Below are 19,020 nucleotides of genomic sequence, written 5' to 3' on the forward strand. Positions count from 1 at the left end.
GGAGACACGCCGCTGTGACCACGACGAAAACCTCCCGCATTCCCGGCTTTCACCGCATGGCCCCGCGCGAACGGCTGGCGGCGGTCGCCGCCTTCGCCGGGTTGGACGCCGACGCCGTCGAACGGCTGGGCGACACCGGCAATCTGGACCCCGCCCTAGCCGACCGGCTGATTGAAAACGTCGTCGGCACGATGAACATCCCGTTGGGCGTCGCCACCAACATGCGGATCGACGGCGAGGACGTGTTGATTCCGATGGCGACGGAGGAATCCTCGGTCGTCGCGGCGGTCTGCAACGCCGGGCGGCAATGCTACGAGACCGGCGGCTTCGCCACCTCCCTGTCGGGCACGGTGATGATCGCCCAAATCCAGGCGGTGAACGTCGCCGACCCGCAGGCCGCCCGCCTGCGCATCCTGGACCAGCGCGCGGCGATCCAGGCGGCGTGCGACGCCTGCGACCCGGTCCTGGTGAGTTTGGGCGGCGGCTTCCGCGACGTCGAGGCGCGCGTGTTGGAGACGGCGGGCGGGGTGATGCTCATCACCCATCTGATCGTCGACACCCGCGACGCCATGGGGGCCAACGCCGTCAACAGCATGGCGGAAAAGCTGGCCCCGAGCATCGAGCGTTGGACCGGCGGGCGGGTCTATCTGCGCATCCTGTCCAATCTGGCGGACCGTCGTCTCGCCCGCGCCCGCGCCGTGTGGCGCTGCGCGGACATTGGCGGAGTCGCGGTGCGCGACGGGATCATCAGCGCCTATCACTTCGCGGCGGCCGACCCCTACCGCGCGGCCACCCACAACAAGGGCGTCATGAATGGGATAAGCGCCGTGGCGCTGGCCACCGGCAACGACACCCGCGCGGTGGAGGCGGGCGCGCACGCCTACGCCGCCCGCAGCGGCTCCTACAGCAGTTTGACGCGGTTCGAGGTGACGGCGGACGGCGATCTGTCCGGCTCCATCGAGTTGCCTATGGCGGTCGGTCTGGTCGGCGGGGCCACCCGGCTGCACCCGACGGCGCAAAGCTGCCTGAAGATTCTGGGCGTCACTTCGGCGGAGCGGCTGGCCCGCATCATCGCGGCGGTCGGTCTGGCGCAAAATTTCTCGGCGCTGAAGGCGCTGGCGACCACCGGCATCCAAAAGGGGCACATGGCCCTGCACGCGCAAAACATCGCGATGATGGCCGGCGCCTTGGGCGACGAGATCGAACGGGTCGCCGCCGCGCTGGTCGCGGGCGGCGTCGTGCGGATCGACGTCGCGCAATCGGTTCTGGCCGATCTGCGGAAAATCTGACCGTGGCGACGCCACGCCGACAACAACAAATGATGCGGAGGACACAATGGCCAAGCGTGGGTTCCTGGGCGGCGCGGCACTCTCTTTGGCGACTCGTTCCCTGATGGGGCTGTGCGCGGCGGGGGTGTTGGCCGGGGCCGCTCCAGCGGCGGCGGAGATCGCGGGCAACCGGATCAAGCTGGGCGTGCTGACCGACATGAGCGGCTTCGCCGCCGATTCCACCGGCACAGGCTCGCTGGTCGCCGCCCAATTGGCGGCGGAGGATTTCGCCAAGGAGCTTCCCGGCGTGACCATCGAGGTCGTGGTCGGCGATCACCAGAACAAGCCGGATCTGGGATCCTCCATCGCCCGCCAATGGCTGGACCAGGATCATGTGAACGTCATCCTCGACGTGCCCTTCTCCTCGGTGGCGCTGGCGGTCAACGAGGTGGCGCGGGGATCGAAGGCGATGATGGTCGCGTCCGGCCCCGGCACCACCGAACTGACCGGGCCGAAATGCTCGCCCAACACCGTCCAATGGACCTACGACACCTGGGCGCTCGCCAACGGCACCGCGCGGGCGGTGGTCGGGCAGGGCGGCAAGAACTGGTATTTCCTGACCGCTGATTACGCCTTTGGCCACGCGCTGGAGCGCGACGCGGGCGCGGTGGTGACAAGCGCCGGGGGAACCGTGCTGGGCAGCGTCCGCCACCCGCCCAACGCGGCGGATTTCTCCTCCTTCCTGTTGCAGGCGCAGGCGAGCCGGGCGCAGATCATCGGGTTGGCCAACGCCGTCGGCGACACCATCAATTCGGTCAAGCAGGCGGTCGAGTTCGGCGTGGTCGGCGGCGGTCAGCAAAAGCTGGCGGCGCTGCTGATGCAGTTGACCGACGTCAACGCCGTCGGCTTGCCCGCCGCGCAGGGGCTGTATCTGACCGAAGCCTTCTATTGGGATCTGACCGATGGCACGCGCGCCTTCGCCGACCGCTTCGCCGCCCGGATGAAGGGGCGCCGCCCGACCGGCAATCAGGCGGGCGTCTACAGCGGCGCGCTGCATTATCTGAAGGCGGTGAAGGCCGCCGGAACCACCGACGCAAGCGTGGTGGCCGGGGCGATGCGCGATTTGCCCATCGACGACGCGCTGTTCGGCAAGGGCGTGGTCCGCGTCGATGGCCGGGCGGTGCACGACATGCATTTCTTCCAGGTCAAAAGCCCGGCGGAGTCCAAGGGGGAGTGGGATTACTACACCCATCTGAAGACCATTCCGGCGGCGGAGGCGTTCCGCCCGCTGGATCAAGGCAACTGTCCGCTCGTCAAAAAATCCTGACGCGTTGAGCTTGAAGCCGACGCGATGGGCCGCGTCGGCTTCGGAGCGACCGCTGTTGACCATCGGGCGAGAGGCTGCGGGTTGCGTCTGGGGGCGCAGCTAACTATAAGGCAAATGGCAACCTTTCCTCGACGGCGCGATGATCGTTTCCTGTCCGAACTGCTCGACGCGCTACACCCTGTCCGAATCGTCGGTCGGGGCGAACGGGCGCAAGGTCAAATGCGCCAAATGCGGCCACATCTGGTGGCAGCGGGCGGTTGAAGACGATCTGTTCGCCGCCGACCTGTCCGACGCGCCGACGGAAATCCGCCCCTCCGTTCCGATGGGACGCGGCGGCAAGGGCGGCAAAAGCGGCGGCAAGGCGGCGGGCAAGAAGGCCAGCGCCCGGCCTGACAAACGCACCATCATCGGCCTGATCGTTCTGGCCGTCGTCGTCGCGGCGATTGGCGGCGGGGCCTATGTCGCCCGTGACGCGGTGGTTCGCTCTTGGCCGCCCGCCGCCCTGCTGTATGAAACCTTGGGTCTGATGGTGGAACCGCCGGGCGCCGGGCTGCAATTGCAGAATGTCCGTTCCGAACAAAAGGTCGAGGGCGGGACGACCAGCTTGATCGTTCAGGGTCAGATCGTGAATGTGTCGGACGTCGAGCGGATGGTGCCGCGTCTGCGCGCGGTGTCCTTGGGGGCCGATCACAAGCCTCTGCAAAGCTGGCTGATGGATCCCTCGGCGGAACGGTTGCAACCGGGCGATTTCGCCACCTTCCGTCACAGCCAGCCCGACCCCGGCCCCGTGACCGAGGTGACGATCACGCTGGACGGCGGATGACGGCGGCGGCGGTCACGCTGACAGACGACGCTCACACCGACAGGAACACCTTGTTCGACGGCAGGCGGTAAGGCCGCTCGGGTTCCGGTTTGGCCTCGCCGATGGCCTTGCCCGAGATGAGGACCGCGCCCGCCGCGACCATCTGGCGGCACACCACGCTGGCGTCGACGTTGGACGCCCACACGTCGAATCCGCCATTCGCCGCCGCCCGCACCGCCTCTTGCACCGCTTGCGCCATTCGTTCGCGGCGCAGGCCAGTGCTGTGCAGGATCGAAGCGTCGAGATGCAGGATGCTGACCCCCAGCGGCTTCAGCCCTGTCAGGCGCGGGTCGGTGACGTCGAGCGTGGTGGCGATCGGGCCGCCAAGCGGCGTCAGTTTGGCGATGATGTGGCGCAACAGGCCGGTGGGAACCTGATCGTCCAAATGCGTCAGCAGGAAACCGATCTGCCCCTTGTCCAGCAGGCGGGCCGCGTCTTCCAACTGGCGTTCCACCTTGTAGGCGCCAATTTCCTGAAACACCGGGATGGCGAGCGGAATCAGCACGGTTCCCAGCTTGCGCCCGATGTCCGGCGACGCGGCGGCGGTCATCACGTCGCGCACCGCCGTGTCAATCAGGTGGCATTGCAGGTCGCACATCATCGGATCGGTGACGCCCCGGATCAACGTCCGGTCTTCGGGAACAAAGACCCCGTCGATCTTGCGGCGCCAATGAATCCGGCTGCCCGTGACCGCTTGGCTGCGGGCGTCCCACAGGGGTTGATAGCTCACGCGGATCGAATCGGCGATGTCGGCGAAGGTTTCCGGCGGTGGCGCGCCGTTTTCGCCGGGGTTGCGCAGGGCGCTGGCGAACAGGCTTTTCAGGGTGCGGGACAATTCCGGGTCGGGGGGCGGATCGTCCGAGTCGGCAAGCCCTCCGGGCGCCGCCAATCCGTTTCCCGCCGCGTCTGCGTTGTCCGCGTTGCTCTTGCCCAGCGCGTGGGTCAGGCGCACCCGCAGCAAGCCGATCCGATCGGCGGCGTCGCCCCGGTCGGTGGTGGCCAACACCAGAAGGCGGGTTCCCGCCCCCAATTCGATCATGACGTCGGATGGGGTGATGGTTTCTTGCAGCACCCGGCCCAGAACGGCGGTGATCTTGTCGCGCGCTGACTTCGACAGGGTGAGGTAGTCGCGGTGAATGTCTTCCGGAGAAATCAGGAAGACGCGGCCCTTCAGCGACGGGGCGGCGATGTCGGCGATGCGTTCCAACGGAGTCGGCGGCGGCGGCTCGGTCACGCTGTCATCAATGTTGTTTTCGCGCTTCAGTCCCTTGAACAGGCGGATGAATTGTTTCTCTTTCAACTCCACCGTCTGTTTGGCGCGGGACAGCCGGGCGTCGATGGTCGCGACAAGAATGCGGTAATCCACCGGTTTGGTCAGGTAGTCATCGGCGCCGATCTCCCGCCCGGCGATCACGTCCTCCTTGTCGCTGAGCGCGGTCAGCAGGATGATCGGCATTTCGGCCAGGGCGGGGTGGTGCTCGCGGATCTCCGCCAACATCTGCAAGCCGTTCATCACCGGCATCGAAATGTCCGACAGCACCAAATCGGGGGGGGATTCTTCGATCCGCGACAACGCCTCCCGCCCGTTCCCGGCGGTCGAAACCTGATGTCCGGCGTGGGTCAGCACGATTTCGAGGTTGTCGCGCAGATCCACCTCATCCTCGACCAGCAGCACATGGGCCATGGCGTCCCCCTCTCTGGCGCTGGTCAGCGCGCCGCAATCTCGTGTGTCGCGCCGTTCAAGGGCAGATGCACGATGAACAGGCTGCCTCGGCCAACCGCGCTGCGCACCTCGATCCGCCCGCCGTGCATGCGGACGAACTGATCGGCCAAATACAAACCAATCCCGGTCCCGGCAATGCCGCTGGAGGTGGAGGCGCGAAAGAACTTGTCGAACAATCGCGGGATCTCGTCCGGTGGAACGCCGACGCCTTCGTCGGCGACGGTGATCTGAATCTCTTGTCCGGTGATCGCCGCTTGCAACAGCACGCGCTCGCGTCCGGGGGAGTATTTGACGGCGTTGCTCAACAGGTTGGTGACGATGTGGTCGAGCATGCGCGGATCGGCCTGAAAATCGGTCGGCAAGCGCCCCGTTTCGATCACGATCTGATGGCCGGTGGTGGCGCTTTGGAGCCGTTCGACAGCGGCGCGCAGCAGGGCGTCGAGATTGATCGGCTGCGGGCGCGCCTCAAGGCCCCCGGCTTCCAGCTTGGAGATGCTGAGCACGCTTTCCATCAACTCGGTCATTCGGCGCACCGAATCGCGGATCATGCCGATGCGTTTGCCGCGTTGCTGCTCGGTGATCTGGTAGGGACCGCCGAGGATTTCACAGGCGCTGTCGATGATCGCCAACGGCGTGCGGAATTCGTGGCTGACCATGGCGACGAACTCGCGCTGCTGCTTGGCGGCGGCGCGTTCCCGTTCCAACGCGTTGCGGGTGACGTCGGCTTGCCGGATCAACTCGCGCTCGGCCTGATGCAGACGATACTGCCGCAATCCGGCGTCCACCGCCTCGATCACGGTTTCCACCGGCGTCGGCTTGCTCAAAAAGCGAAAGACATGGCCCCGATTGACCGCCTGGATGGCGGTGTCCTGGTCGGCGTTGCCGGTCAGCATGATGCGGACGGCGGTCGTGTGGTGTTTTTCGCATTCGGCGAGAAATTGCACGCCGTTCATGCCGGGCATCCGCATGTCGGCGATGATGACGGCGACGCCAGGGTCGTTGGCCAAAATGGCCAAGGCTTCCTGTCCACTCAACGAGGTCAGCAGGGAATAACGGCGGCCCAGATGGCGGCGGTAGCCGGACAGAACGTTGGGGTCGTCATCGACCAGCAGGACTTTTTCGTTTTGCTCGGACATCCGGCCCGCTCTTTTCCCTGAAGTTGGGCAAGCTTTGCAGCTTTTGTGCCGTCTGACCACTGGTGAAAATCAAGGTGGAGCGGCCTGTCAGGGGGGCGATGGCCCGCCAGCGCAGGTTGGCCGTTGCAAAATGCAGCGCAAATTGACAGGGCGTTTCTGTTTGTCCATGGGCATGCTTTCCTCCTCCTTGGCGATCAGGCGATCAGGCGATCAGGCTGTTGGCGGCGGCGATCCATTCCGTCTGATGGGACGCCGCCAGAGGATGAAGCGCCAAACCCGGATCGACGCCGCGCAGCGGGTCGCTCGGGTCGGCCTCAACCAAGGCGTTGGCGATGTGGACGGCCAGCAGCGCGCCGTCGCAACCGATGGCCTGACCAATGTGGGCAAGCGGGGCGTGATGGTAGGCCACCGCCTCGACGATTTTGTCGGGCAGACCCCACAGCCCCAGCAGATAGGCGGCGAATTCCGCATGGGTGGCCCCGGCGCAGCGCCGTTCAATGTCGGCCCGTTCGGCGGCGGGCAAATCGCGCGGGGTTTTGGCGATGGCCTGATAGGCGACCGGACGATTCGCGGCGACAATCAACCAGCCCAAATCATGCAGCAATCCGGCGGTGAAGGCGGCGTCCCGGTCGATTGCGCCGCATCCATTGATCGTGGCGATCTTGCGGGCCAGCGCCGCCACCTGAAAGCTATGGGACCAGAGGGCGGCGCCGTCAAAGGCTGACGGCAAGCGCGCCGGATCGAATTGGGCGATGATCCCGCGTTCCAGCACGACGGCGCGAACAATGTCGTACCCCAGCGCCCGTACCGCCGCCAGCGTCCGCTGGATGGGCGCGCGCGGCGCGAAATAGGCGGAGTTGGCGACGTGCAGGAACTGCGCGGCCACGGGCGGGTCGGCGTCGATGATCGCCACGATGCGGGATTCCGACGGTTCGGCGCGGTCCATCTCGGCGTGCAAGGCCAGATAGGTCCGGGGAAGGGCCGGAAGATTCGGCAAACCGGAGACCAGGGCGCGGGCGTCGGCTGGATCAAGGAAACGGCGCAGCCCCACCGCGCGGGTGATGCGGCTGATGAGCAGATCGCCGGGGCAGGGTTTGCACAGCACGGCGTGGCTGGTGGCGACGATGGCCATCATGTCGTGGGGATCGGCCTCGGCGGTCAGGACGATGCGCAGAACAGCGGGGTGTCGCCGGGCAATTTCGCTCAGCAGGGATCGACCGCTCAGGCCGGGCATGTTGAGATCGGTGACGAGCACGTCGATGGTCTGGCGGTCCAGGATTTCCAACGCCGCTTCGCCGCTGAGCGCGACCGCCACGCGCCAATCAAGGCCGGCCGCGCGTATCAACCGTTGCAGACCGCGCAAGGTCTGCGGTTCGTCATCGACGAAGAGGATCGACAGGGGCATGGCCTAAGCCATCTCTTGAGGTTGACGCTCTGAACGGTCGTTGCCGGGGGCATCCGCGATGGGCAGTTGGACATGAAAGCAGGCGCCCTGCCCAACCGTGCTTTCCACGCCGATTCGCCCGCCGTGACGGCGCACGACGATGCTTTGGCAAATCGACAAGCCTTGTCCGGTTCCTCGACCGGGCGGTTTGGTCGTGAAGAACAGATCGAAGATTTTCTCGCGATTCTCTGGCGGGATGCCGCAGCCGGTGTCGCAAACGCTCAGGATCACGCAATCATCGGCCCGTTTCAGCCCCAGGGTGATGGTTCCCTTGACGCTGTTGTCGGCGCCGGACGCCCGGTTCTTGTCCTCGATCGCGTGGGCGGCGTTGACGATCAAATTCAAGATGACCTGATTGATGCCGCCCGCCTCGCAAAAGACGGCGGGCAGGTCGGGTTCAATGTCATAGACGACGTTGGCGACGTATTTCCACTGGTTGCGGGTCACGGTGGCGGTGGTTTCAAGCGCGCGGGCCAAATCGGTCCAAGCTTTGCGCCCGGTGTCGGGGTGGGAGAATTCTTTGATCGCGCTGACGATCTTGCACACCCGCTCGACCCCTTCCAACCCTTCGGTCAGGGCGGTGGGGATTTCATCGACCAGATACTGGGCGTCGTCGTCCAACCTTCCAACCGCCGCAACCAGACGGTCGCGGATCTCGGCGAAGGAATCCCGCACGAACTTCATGTTGTCGCCGATGTATTGCATCGGGGTGTTGATCTCATGCGCGATGCCGCCCGCCATGGTGCCCAGCGATTCCATCTTCTGGCCGTGCATCACCTCCATCTCAAGCTCACGGTTGCGGCGTTGCATGGTGACGAAGTCAGTCATGTCATGGGCTTCCAGCAACACATAAAGGACATCTCCCCCCGCAGAGCGCACCGGGCGGCACGTCACGGTGAAATGGTGAGAGACGTCGGCGATGTTGGCGAATTGCAAGTCGAGCGAGGTCGCTTCCCCCATGGCCGCCATTTCCACCGCGTCCCGGATGGCGATTCGGGCGGACTCTTCGGTCCCGAACCATAAGCCGTCCCACAGAGGTTCTCCCGTCACTTGCTCGCGCGCCACCCCACGAAAGCTGAGCGCGGCGTGATTGATTTCCACGACGGAACCATCAATCAGAAGAAGCATCACAAAGGTGCCGACGCTGTTGAAGATGGCCTTCACCCGGCGGTCGCTTTCCGCCTTGGCGCGTTCCAGAAGCTCGATGTATTGCAGCCGTTCTTGGGTGGCGGAGGTTTCCGATCCGATGCCGCGATACCCGGCGAACTGGCCGTCGTCGGTGAAGAATGGAACGCCGCTGATGGTGATGTTGCGGGACCGGCCATTCTCGTCCGTGAGATTGTAGGAAAAATCCCGAAACGGCTCACGGGCCTCCAGGATGGCGATATGCTCCGCCAAAGGCGCGCTCTTGGCGCCGCTCCGTCGAAAACCCAGGCAGTCGCGGCCAATCGCGGTTTCCGGACGCAGTCCGGTCGCTTGCGTGACCCCTTCGGTGAAGCGCGTGAAACGCAAATTGGCGTCGCACTCCCACGCCCAATGACGACCGGACGCGCCGATGGCTGCAACCAACAGATCGTACATGTCTGCGCAATCTGAAGCTTGGTCGGCGGTCATTGGAATCCTCCACAAGAAAAACCTGGCGACAGGATCAAAGATTTTACAGCAAGGATTGCAGTGATTGCTCCAGGGACCAAGAACAATTGTGCCGCCATCGTTGGGGGAGTTGCCAAGTTGGGGGCATCCCCAAGGGCGCGGCAGATCAGGATTTTTGTGCGACCTCGTTCCCATCGGGGTCTGTGGAGAAAGACAATTTCGGAGGTCTGGCGTGTTTTTCCAGCCGATCTGCAATAAACAAATCACGAAAAGCAATATTATTTCACGCAAAGAAAGATCTGGAAATTTTGAACGGCTTATTCATTATGCTGCGAACAAACTCAGCAAAGAGATCGCAGAAATGTAACATAAGTTTCACAAAACTGAAACACAGAAGATTCCTTGTTTTCTGATTTGGATTGTCTTTGGCGCGGGGAATGTCGCTATGAGAGTTAAGCTGTCGATCACGGCGCGGCTGATCGCTTTGCAGGCTTTGATGGCGGTTGGGCTGCTCGCGTTGCTGTTGGCCAATCAACTGGCCTTTCAACGAACCGAGCGGGATTTGCTGTCGGCGCGGCGCAGCCAGCAAGACGCGCGGTTGGCGCAAAGCGTTGGGCGGGGAATTCTGGCGCACAAGCAGGCGCTGGACCGTTACGTTCTGGTCCGCACCGCTGACTCTCAAGAGCGGCTCGACGCTCTGCGGAGCCGCGTCGCCGCCGATGTCGCCGCGCTGAACAACGCCGACCTCTCGCCTTCGGTCATGGCCTATCTGGCGACCACCGCGACGATTCGGGAGCGGGCCGAAACATTGGGCGTCACCGAAAATCATGGGCTGCAATTGCGCCTGCGCACCGCTGTGCGCACGGTGGAAAAGCGGTTTGACGAGATCCGGGCCGACTCCATTGGCACGCGGTTGGAGGTGGTCAACCAGATGATGGTGCTGCTGCTGCAAATGCGGCGGCACGAAAAGGATTACATGCTGCGCGGCGAACGCGCCCGTTACATGGGGCAGATCGCCGAACGCCGCAAAGAGATGCAGGAGATCCTGAAGACCGCCCCGCTTCTCGACCGCCTGAAAGAGGAGGTGACGGGGTTGCTGGGGGATTACGTCACCGCCGTCAACGCCTTCGCCGACGGCACGGACGCGTTGGCGGCGGCGCGGGCCGACAGCGACGCCAAGTTCGACGCCGCCGCGACGCGCGCCCTTGCGGCCGAAACCGCCGCCTTCGTCGCCGCCGACCGGGACCGTGACGCGGTGTTGGCGACGCAAGACGAGGTTCACACCCTGTTGATGGCGTCGGTGGTCGGGCTGTTGGCGGCGCTGTCGTTGGGCGGCTATCTGATTGGCCGGTCGATCACCGTTCCGGTGCGGCGTTTGACCACGCTGATGGGGGTGATGGCGCAGGGCGATTACGGCAGCCTCGTGCCCGATCAGGATCGGGGCGACGAGGTCGGGGCGATGGCCCGCGCCGTCGGCGTGTTCCGCGACAATGGTCTGGAAACCCTGCGTCTTCGCGCGTTTCAGGAGGAGGAGCAGGCCAAGGCCGAAGCCGCCAAATTGGCCGCGTTGGAAAGCATGGCGTCCACGGTCGAGGGGGAAAGCCGCACGGCGGTCAACCGGGTGGCCGAACAGACCCGCCGAATGGACGAAAGCGCGGCGGCGATGGCGGTTTCGGCGGCGCATGTCAGCGCCGATTCGCAAAGCGTCGCCGTGGCGGCGGAGCAGGCCCTGAGCAACGCGCAAACCGTCGCCGCCGCCACCGAGCAGTTGAGCGCGTCGATTCGCGAAATCTCGTCGCAGGTCGCCCAAGCCAGCGACGTGTCGCAACGCGCGGCGGAGCAGGGGCGGACGACGCAAGAATCGGTGCGCTCCCTGTCCGCCGCCGTCGAACAGATCGGCGAGGTCGCGGTGCTGATTCAGAGCATCGCCCAACAGACCAATCTGCTGGCGCTCAACGCCACCATCGAAGCCGCGCGGGCGGGGGAGGCGGGGAAGGGGTTCGCCGTGGTGGCGAGCGAGGTCAAAAACCTCGCCAACCAGACGGCGGGCGCCACCAAGGACATTGGCCGACGCATCGCCGAGATCCAGGCGGTGACGATCGGCACGGTGACGGCGGTGGACAACATCGGGCGTTCGATTTCCGAAATTGACCAGGTGTCCGCCGCCATCGCCGCCGCGATGGAGGAGCAATCCTCGGCCACCCAGGAAATCGCCCGCAACGTGCAGGAAACCTCCGTCGCCGTGCAGGAGGTGTCGCGCCGCATCGCCGAGGTTTCGACCGAGGCCGACGCCACCGGACGGCACGCGTCCACCGTTCGCGAGGTTGCGGCCAGCGTGTCGGGCAGCATCGACACGCTGCGCGGCACGTTGGTGCGGGTGGTGCGCACGGCGACCGAGGACGTGGACCGCCGCCGCCAGCCGCGTTTCGCCGTCCAGATCGCCGCCCGGATCGAGGGCGCCGGCGCTTCGCGTTCCGCCCATGCGCTGAATCTGTCGGAAGGCGGGGCCACGCTGAGGCTGGAGTCGACCGAAACGCCGTTGAGCGAAGGGGTGTTGCGTCTGGACGGCGTGCCGCTGGCGTTGCCCTTCGCGACGCTCAGCCAAAATGGGGAGGAGGCGCATGTGCGCTTCCAACTCAGCCCGACGGACGCCGACGCCTACCGCGAGGCGTTTCGCCGCCTGACCGCCGGTCTGTCCCCGATCCGTCGGGCGGCGTGATCGTCAAACGGCAAGGAGGATCAGAACCGCTTCAGCAGCCGGTCGATGTAGTCGCGTTCCGGCTGCGGGCGGCTGTATTGCCCGGAGCGGCGGCGCAACTCGTCGAGGATTTCGCGGGCGCGCTGAAGCTCTGACTGTTCGGGGATCTTGACGTCGTTGGCGTCCTGGGCGCCCATGCCGGATGGGCGACGGCCCAGCGGGTCGCGGCCCCGACCCGGTCGGGGCTGCGGCTGACCAGACTGGCCCGATTGACCCATCATGGCCGGGCCGCCCTGCCCCTGTCGGGCCATCTGGTTGGCCAATTGCTCCGCCATGCTTTGCAGGCCCTGTTGCAGCGCGTCCATGGCCTGGGTTTGCGAGGGCACGGCGGCGGCGGGGGAGCCTTGCTGCAACGCTTGGGCGGCGTCGCGCATGGCGCGTTCGGCGTTGCCCAGCGGGCGGGGGATCTCGCCGCCGGATTGCTCGCCCATCCGGCGCATCAGTTCGCCCAACTGACGGCGCAGCGCCTCCTGCTGTTCGGCCTGTTTTTGCAGCGTCGGGCTGCCGGTCATCTCGCCGGGCTTGCCGCCGGGGCTGTTGCGGCCCGGCTGTTGGCGTCCGCGCGGTCCTTGTTGGCCGGGCTGCTGCGGGGGCTGGTTCAAGGCGTCCTGCGACTGGCGAAAACTCTGGTCGAGAAGTTGTTGCTGCTGCTGGCTGAGGGCTTGCAGCTCCTGCATCATGCGCCAGGAGTCATTTTGGCCGTTCGGCTGGCCCTGCGGGGCCATCGCGCCCGATTGCATGCCTTCCAATATTTTTTGCAACTCCGACAGCATTTGCCGGGCGGCGTCGCGGGAGCCGGTCTGCGCCATCTCCCGCATGCGGTCCAGCATTTGCTGAAGATCGTTGCGGTCGGTCATGCGGTCGGCCAGTTCGGGGGGGATGGTCGGAATCGGCTCGCCGCGTTGCAGCGCTTCCATCATCCGCTGCTCCATGGCGTTCATGAACGCGTCAAGCGCGGCCTGCAACTCGTCCATCAACTGGTTGAGGTCGGCGTCGCTGGCTCCCTTGTCGAGCGCTTCGGACAGGCGACGTTCGGCCTCGCGCAGGTCGCGTTCCGCCAGGGACAGCCCGCCATCCTCGACCCGCAAAGCGGTTTCCCACAACAGCGCTTGCACGGCGGGAACGGCGGCGACGTCAACGCGGTCCAGCATCAACCGGGCGACGGCGGCGCGCAGGGCGAGAAAGGCGACCAGATCATGGGCGTATTGGCTGGGGCGCGCTGAAATCTCAGCCAGCGCGCGGGCGACCTCGGCGCGGGCCGCTTGCGGGCGACGGGTCAGGATCTTCCGCTGTTCGATGATCGCGCGGGCGACGGGATGATGGAAGTCCCGTTCGGGCAGAATGAGGGGCGACTCGTCCGACTGGCCGGTTTGCCCGGCGCCGTCGGTGGCGATCAACCGCACCGCCACCGGCAACCCAGCCCAGGGATGGGCGGTCAGATCGTGAAAGCCGCTGTTGCGCGCCTCTTTCGGATGCAGGCCGGGCAAGGGGAGCGGCAGGTCCAACGGCGCGCCGTCGGCGACGTCGCTGGTCTGGCCATCGGAAATCGGGCGGATGCGGGCCTTCACCTCGACCAGACCGTAATCGTCGCGGGCGGCGTAATCCAGGCGCAGCGCCCCGCGTTCGCCCGCCGTCGGGGGGGTGGCGTGGGCGATCTGCGGCGGCAGGTCGGGGACGACGCGCACCGTCCAGCTTCCCAAAGTCCGCCCGTTCTGAAGCACGGCGATGCGGGTTCCGCCGGTGATCGGGCGCTGAATCTGAAAGGCGGCGGCGTCCACGGTTTCAAAAGGCGTGGCGTGGTTGGCCAATTCCAGAACCGGCGGAGCGTCGCCGCCGCTGACGCGGGCCATCACCAGACTGCCGGTCGGGACCGGCAGGGGCTGTCCCGTCGTGGCGACGTCGCTGTTCCCCGCGCCGGTCTTCAAAAACACCGGCGGCAGGTTGGTGTAATCGGGCGGTGTGATCCAGAGGTCGAGCGCCGGGCCGACGCCGCCGTTTCCACCGTCAAAATGGGGCGACAAAGCGGCCGTCAAACGGGGGCGCCAGTCGCCCCAGCCGACGCCCCCGGCGACCACCAGCAGCAGAATGACCAGGGCGCGCAGGGCAAAGGGGTCGCGCGACGGCACGAGGGAGCGCGGCCACGACACCCGCAAGCGACCGAGAGCGGCGCGGACGCGCTCCTGGTGCAGCCGCCACAGGGCTATGGCCATGGGATCCTCCCCGGCGGGACGGTCGCGCAGGGTGGAGAGCGGGCGGTGCGGCAGGTCGCTGTCGCGCTCCAACCGGCGCAGCGCCTCGGCCTTGCTGGGCAGGGCAAGGCGGCGGAGGCCGCGCGCGGCGGTGACGATGACGGCGCCCAACAAAAGGACAAGCAGGAGCGCGTGCAGCCAGCCCGGCAGGCTGGGCAGCGGGTTGAACAGCGCCAACGCCAGAAAGCCGCCCACAAGGGTCAGCGGCGCCCACAGCGCCGGACCCAGCGCCTCCCACAGCAGGGCGGCCCCAGCTTGCCACAGACGCGCGCGCGGCTCGACCGGCGGGGAGGCGTCGCTGGGGGTGGTCTGGTCCGCCAAGGCGGTCGGCTGGTCGTTCTGCGTCATCCCGGCATTTCTCCAACCCGGCCCACGCGCCGCAATCCGTCGCCCAACGGGCGGCGGCGTGAGGGCGTCGCCAAGGCGATGCTACAGCACATCAGCCCGTCATGGCGACAGTGTGGCGCAAGGCGCGGCGAGGCTGGCGCCAATCACCGAAAAATCAGTCATCCGATCCCGCCGGGGGCGGGCGCGAGGGCGTGGCGTTGCGCCGGGTTTCGCGGTGCAGGATGTAGAGGCCGCTCATCATCACCACGGCGGCGCCCAGCCCCATGGCGGCGGTCGGCACGTCGCCCCACAGCAGCCAACCGAACAGAACGGCGATCAACAACGAGCTGTAGGTCAGCGGCGCGACCACGGCGGCGGGGGCCAGCGAATAGGCCCGCGTCATCAGCAGTTGCGCGCTGCCGCCCAACAGGCCCATGGCGGTCAGCATCGCCCATTCGGTCAGGCTGGGCGTCGTCCAGGAAAAGGGCAGGGCCAGACCCAGCAGAACCGTGGTCAGCAGGGTGAAGTAAAAGACGATGGTGTTGGACGCCTCGGTCTTGCTGAGCTGACGGATGGTAATCATCGCTGTGGCGTTGCAAAAGGCGCCGATCAACGCCACCAAAACGCCGATGTTGAGCAAATCGCCGCTGGGCTTGGCGATGATGAGCACGCCGGAAAATCCGACCAGAACGGCGCTCCAGCGGTGGATGCCGACCTTTTCGTTCAGCATCGGCACCGACAGCGCGGTCAAGAACAGCGGCGCGGCGAAGTTCAAGGCGATGGCGTCGCCCAGCGGCAGCAGATGAAAAGACCAGAACATGGCGATCATGGTCGTCAGCCCAATCAGCGAGCGGGTGAGATGCCCGATGGGGCGCGCCGTTCGCAGCGTGGTTCGGAACCCGCCGCTGAGCTGGATGGCGAGGCAGACCGGGACCAACGCGAACAGGCTGCGGAAGAACGTGACTTCGGTCACGGAGAAGCGGTCCATCAGGAGCTTCGCCAGCACGTTCATGATCGAAAACAGGAACACCGAGCCGAACATCGATGCGATGCCGAGCGGGGTGTTGTCCACCCGGACATGCGGGACGGACGTTGGGCCGGGGGGAGTCACGATCCATCGACCCTACCAAAGCAAAGCCGCCCGCGTCACGGTGTCGCGACGCGGGCGGGCATGTGCGGGCGGAATGGCGGCCCTGCGGCCTTATGGACTTGTGTTTGCTCAGCCTTTCAGAAGGCCGGTGATCTCGGCTTCGGCGCGCAGCCAATGGGCTTGCTCCTGTCCTTCGGGGCGGCCTTCGGCTTCCCAGATTTCATAGGCGCGTTCCTGAACGATCTTGTTCTGCTGACCGCGCAGCAGCCCTTCGGAGATGCTCATGTTGATGCGGGCGAGCGAGACCAGACGCCGCTCTTCAATCGCGCCTTCGGTCGCTTCCATCGTGGTGGAGACGACATACTGCGCCAGATTGCGCAGGTTGGCCTTCACGTCCGGCTCCAGCGTGCAGGCGTCGTTGACCAGAACCGTCTTGATGGCGATCCAGAGCTTCAGATTGTGGTCGAGCGCGGTGCTGACGTTTTCGGGGCCTTCGGCCTCCAACAGCAGGCTGGCGGCGTGGAGCAGGGCGATGCTGTCCTGTTCGACGACGGCGAAGTTGGTGCGCAGAACGACGTCCGCGCCGGTTTCAATCACGGTTTCGACGCCCGCGTTGGCGGGAACGCCGGAGTTGGCGAGAGCTTCGGCGACGGTGGCGGCGGGAGCGGAGGCGGCGGTCTTGCGCTTGGTGGCCATTGGTGTTTCCCCAGGAGCGTTCATTCCACGGTCAATAGAACGAACCATGATTAAGATGTGGTTAAGGAATATGTGCGGCTGACGGTTGCGCTCTGAATCGACTGCGGCATATTCGCCGGAGCGCCCCCTGTTCGGGTCTGTTCATGGTCCGCCGAAAGGCAAACGGTAATAAAAGCCGAACACATTGTTCGGCGCGGTGGCCGAATCGACAGCGTTGCCATCGGTGGCGATTCGGCTGTAGCCAAGACTGAAGCGCGACTTGTTGTCGAAGACGTAACCCAGTTCCAATTGCGAGCGGAACTCCGTCGTGGCGCCCGCGTCGCGTTGGGCGCGCGGCAGATTGGTCGGTCCAAGGCTGGCGCCGAAGCTGGGGGTGAAGATGAACGACCCAAGCGGCACGTCGATGAGAACGCCGCCCATCACCCCACCCGCGCCGCTGGAGCCAGGGCCGCCGCTGGTCAGCGCCCGTCCGCCGCCATCGCCGCCCAGCCCGATCCACGGGCGGATGACCGCATAGGCCTCAACGCCTGGCATCGGCGAGCCGCCAAGGCGCATCTTGTTGTTCAGGCTGGACAGGCGGCTGTCGCTCAGTTTGCGGTCATCGGACTGGGCGTCGAGGGGGGGCAGGCCGTAAGCCAAGTCGCCAAGCGTCCAATGCTCCAGGCGGTTGGACGGCGCGCCCGCCAAGTCCCGGCTGACCGGGGCGGCGCTGGCGGGGGCGAGCAGGACGCAAAACAGGGCCAAAACCATCGCCGCGCCGCCCAGGCAAGCCCAGGGAGGTTGTTTGTTTTGGAAGGCGGACGGACGGTTCACGGGCGGACCTTCCGACGAAGCGGCGCTGCAACCCAGAATGTCGTTGTCCGTCGCCACAATTCAAGCTCGAAAGTGGTAGGGACGAACGGACGGCGAAACTGCTAGTGTGAGCGTCATGGAAACGGACCACGCCGCGCCGCAGCCGCAGGAAGCGATCGCCTTTTTGAACGACTCGCGCAATCACGGCGGGGCCGTCGTGACGCGGGTGGACACCCACGCCGCCTTGGTCTTCCTGGTGGGCGGGCGCGCTTACAAGCTGAAGCGGGCCGTGCGTTATCCCTATTTGGATTACGCGACGGCGGAGAAGCGCCGGGTCGCCTGTCTGGCCGAACTGGCGATCAACCGCCGGGCCGCGCCGTCCCTGTATTTGGGGGTTCAAGCGATCGCGCGTGGGTTGGATGGCGGGTTGCGTCTGGCCCCGCTGTCGGACGGGCGGGAAACCGCGACGGACGCCGGGGGCGAGGCCGTCGATTGGGTGGTGACGATGCGGCGCTTCCCCGACGAGGCGCTGTTCGACCGGATGGCCGAACGACAGGCCTTGACGCCATCCCTCATGCGGGCCTTGGCCGAACGGATCGCCGCCTTTCACGCGGCGGCGGAGCCTCGGCGCGACGGCGGCGGTCTGGCGGGGATGCGCGCGGTGGTCGATGGCAACATCGACGCGCTGCGCAGCTTTCCCGCCTTGTTTCCCGCCGACCGGGTGGCGCGGTTGAGCGAAGGTTCGGCGGCGGCGCTCGACCGGTTGCGGGCTGTGTTGGAGGATCGGCGGCGCGACGGCTTCGTCCGGCATTGCCATGGCGATCTTCATTTGCGCAACATCGTGCTGCTGGACGACGCGCCGACCCTGTTCGACGCCATCGAGTTCGACGAATCGCTGGCCGTCACCGACGTCTTTTACGACCTCGCTTTTCTGCTGATGGATCTGGATCATCGCGGTCTGCGCCCGTTGGGCAACGCCGTTCTGAACCGTTACGTCGAGGAAACCGGCGACGTCGGCGGGGTGGCGACCTTGCCGCTGTTCCTGTCCGCCCGCGCGGCGATCCGGGCGAAGGTGCTGGCGGCGGCGGACGAACTGGCTCCCGACGCGGCGGTTCAAGCCGAAGCCCGCCGGTATCTGGATCACGCCATCGCCGCGTTGGAGCCGCCGCCGCCCCGGCTGGTGGCGGTCGGCGGGTTGTCGGGCAGCGGCAAGTCGCGGCTGGCCCGTGGGGTGGCCCCGGATTTGGGGGGCGCGCCGGGGGCGCTGGTTCTGCGCAGCGACGTTCTGCGCAAACGCCTGTGCGGGGTGGCCGAAACCAACCGTCTGCCGTCGGACGCCTACGGCCCGGATCTCACCGCGCGGGTGTATGGCGGGTTGGCGGAGCGGGCGCGGTTGGCTTTGTCCGCCGGGCAGGCGGTGGTGATCGACGCGGTGTGCGCCCGCCCCGACGAACGGGCGTTGTTCGAGACCGTGGCCGCAGCGGCGGGGGCGCGGTTCGATGGGTTGTGGCTTGACGCGCCGCTCGACCTGCGCGCCCAACGTGTGACCAATCGCCGCAACGACGCCTCCGACGCGACGGCGGATGTGGTGAAACGGCAGGAAAACTACGATTTGGGCGCTCTGCGCTGGACGCGTCTGGACACGGGCAGGGTTGCGTCGGATGTGCTTGCCGAGGCGCTGAAAAGGTTGGCGTAATTTCCCAGACGGGCGGCGCGCCGCTGGCCTTGGTCCTGCGGTCGGCCCAGTCGCCGGTC

General features: G+C 66.2%; 13 protein-coding genes. 5 read left to right on the forward strand and 8 right to left on the reverse strand.

Annotation, left to right across the window (positions count from 1 at the left end; genetic code table 11):
* Positions 1-14 precede the first annotated feature (14 nt).
* From ACODS4_RS14615 to ACODS4_RS14625, 3 genes are all read left to right on the forward strand, one after another.
* Positions 15-1,289 carry a hydroxymethylglutaryl-CoA reductase, degradative gene (locus ACODS4_RS14615; protein ID WP_488864827.1) on the forward strand — a complete coding sequence of 425 codons (1,275 nt, stop codon included), beginning with the start codon at positions 15-17 and terminating at the stop codon, positions 1,287-1,289.
* Between the two features lie 46 nt (positions 1,290-1,335).
* On the forward strand, positions 1,336-2,595 hold the full coding sequence (locus ACODS4_RS14620; protein WP_488864829.1) for an ABC transporter substrate-binding protein: 1,260 nt from the start codon (positions 1,336-1,338) through the stop codon (positions 2,593-2,595).
* A 139-nt stretch (positions 2,596-2,734) separates the two neighbouring features.
* The gene (locus tag ACODS4_RS14625) at positions 2,735-3,418 is read left to right on the forward strand and encodes an MJ0042-type zinc finger domain-containing protein (RefSeq protein ID WP_488864831.1); all 684 of its coding nucleotides are present in this window, start codon (positions 2,735-2,737) and stop codon (positions 3,416-3,418) included.
* 31 nt (positions 3,419-3,449) lie between these two features.
* Here ACODS4_RS14625 and ACODS4_RS14630 read toward each other — a convergent pair whose 3' ends face one another.
* From ACODS4_RS14630 to ACODS4_RS14645, 4 genes are all read right to left on the reverse strand, one after another.
* Entirely contained in the window at positions 3,450-5,141 is a 1,692-nt protein-coding gene (locus tag ACODS4_RS14630) for a response regulator transcription factor (RefSeq protein WP_488864833.1), read from the reverse strand.
* A gap of 23 nt (positions 5,142-5,164) precedes the next feature.
* A complete protein-coding gene (locus tag ACODS4_RS14635; RefSeq protein ID WP_488864835.1) occupies positions 5,165-6,316 on the reverse strand; it encodes an ATP-binding protein in 1,152 nt (383 codons plus the stop codon).
* 202 nt (positions 6,317-6,518) lie between these two features.
* Positions 6,519-7,721 (reverse strand): HDOD domain-containing protein, encoded by a 1,203-nt coding sequence (locus ACODS4_RS14640; RefSeq protein ID WP_488864837.1) that lies wholly within the window; start codon positions 7,719-7,721, stop codon positions 6,519-6,521.
* Between the two features lie 3 nt (positions 7,722-7,724).
* The gene (locus tag ACODS4_RS14645; RefSeq protein ID WP_488864838.1) at positions 7,725-9,341 is read right to left on the reverse strand and encodes a PAS domain-containing sensor histidine kinase; all 1,617 of its coding nucleotides are present in this window, start codon (positions 9,339-9,341) and stop codon (positions 7,725-7,727) included.
* A gap of 457 nt (positions 9,342-9,798) precedes the next feature.
* Between ACODS4_RS14645 and ACODS4_RS14650 the strand changes: the two genes are divergently transcribed.
* Positions 9,799-12,072 carry a methyl-accepting chemotaxis protein gene (locus ACODS4_RS14650; RefSeq protein ID WP_488864840.1) on the forward strand — a complete coding sequence of 758 codons (2,274 nt, stop codon included), beginning with the start codon at positions 9,799-9,801 and terminating at the stop codon, positions 12,070-12,072.
* A gap of 20 nt (positions 12,073-12,092) precedes the next feature.
* Here the strand turns inward: ACODS4_RS14650 and ACODS4_RS14655 are convergent, their stop codons facing one another.
* The 4 genes from ACODS4_RS14655 to ACODS4_RS14670 all read right to left on the reverse strand — a co-directional run bounded on the left by ACODS4_RS14655 (position 12,093) and on the right by ACODS4_RS14670 (position 17,286).
* A complete protein-coding gene (locus ACODS4_RS14655; RefSeq protein WP_488864841.1) occupies positions 12,093-14,708 on the reverse strand; it encodes a TIGR02302 family protein in 2,616 nt (871 codons plus the stop codon).
* 154 nt (positions 14,709-14,862) lie between these two features.
* Complete coding sequence (locus ACODS4_RS14660) at positions 14,863-15,798, reverse strand: DMT family transporter (protein WP_488864843.1); 936 nt, start codon at positions 15,796-15,798, stop codon at positions 14,863-14,865.
* A 108-nt stretch (positions 15,799-15,906) separates the two neighbouring features.
* On the reverse strand, positions 15,907-16,473 hold the full coding sequence (locus ACODS4_RS14665; protein WP_488864845.1) for a DUF2934 domain-containing protein: 567 nt from the start codon (positions 16,471-16,473) through the stop codon (positions 15,907-15,909).
* 141 nt (positions 16,474-16,614) lie between these two features.
* Positions 16,615-17,286, reverse strand: a complete 672-nt coding sequence (locus tag ACODS4_RS14670) for a hypothetical protein (RefSeq protein ID WP_488864847.1) — start codon at positions 17,284-17,286, stop codon at positions 16,615-16,617.
* Between the two features lie 115 nt (positions 17,287-17,401).
* Here ACODS4_RS14670 and ACODS4_RS14675 point away from each other — a divergent pair, with 115 nt between their 5' ends.
* A complete protein-coding gene (locus ACODS4_RS14675) occupies positions 17,402-18,961 on the forward strand; it encodes a bifunctional aminoglycoside phosphotransferase/ATP-binding protein (protein WP_488864849.1) in 1,560 nt (519 codons plus the stop codon).
* Positions 18,962-19,020 lie beyond the last annotated feature (59 nt).

The sequence above is a fragment of the Azospirillum sp. FG154 genome, assembly GCF_057809575.1.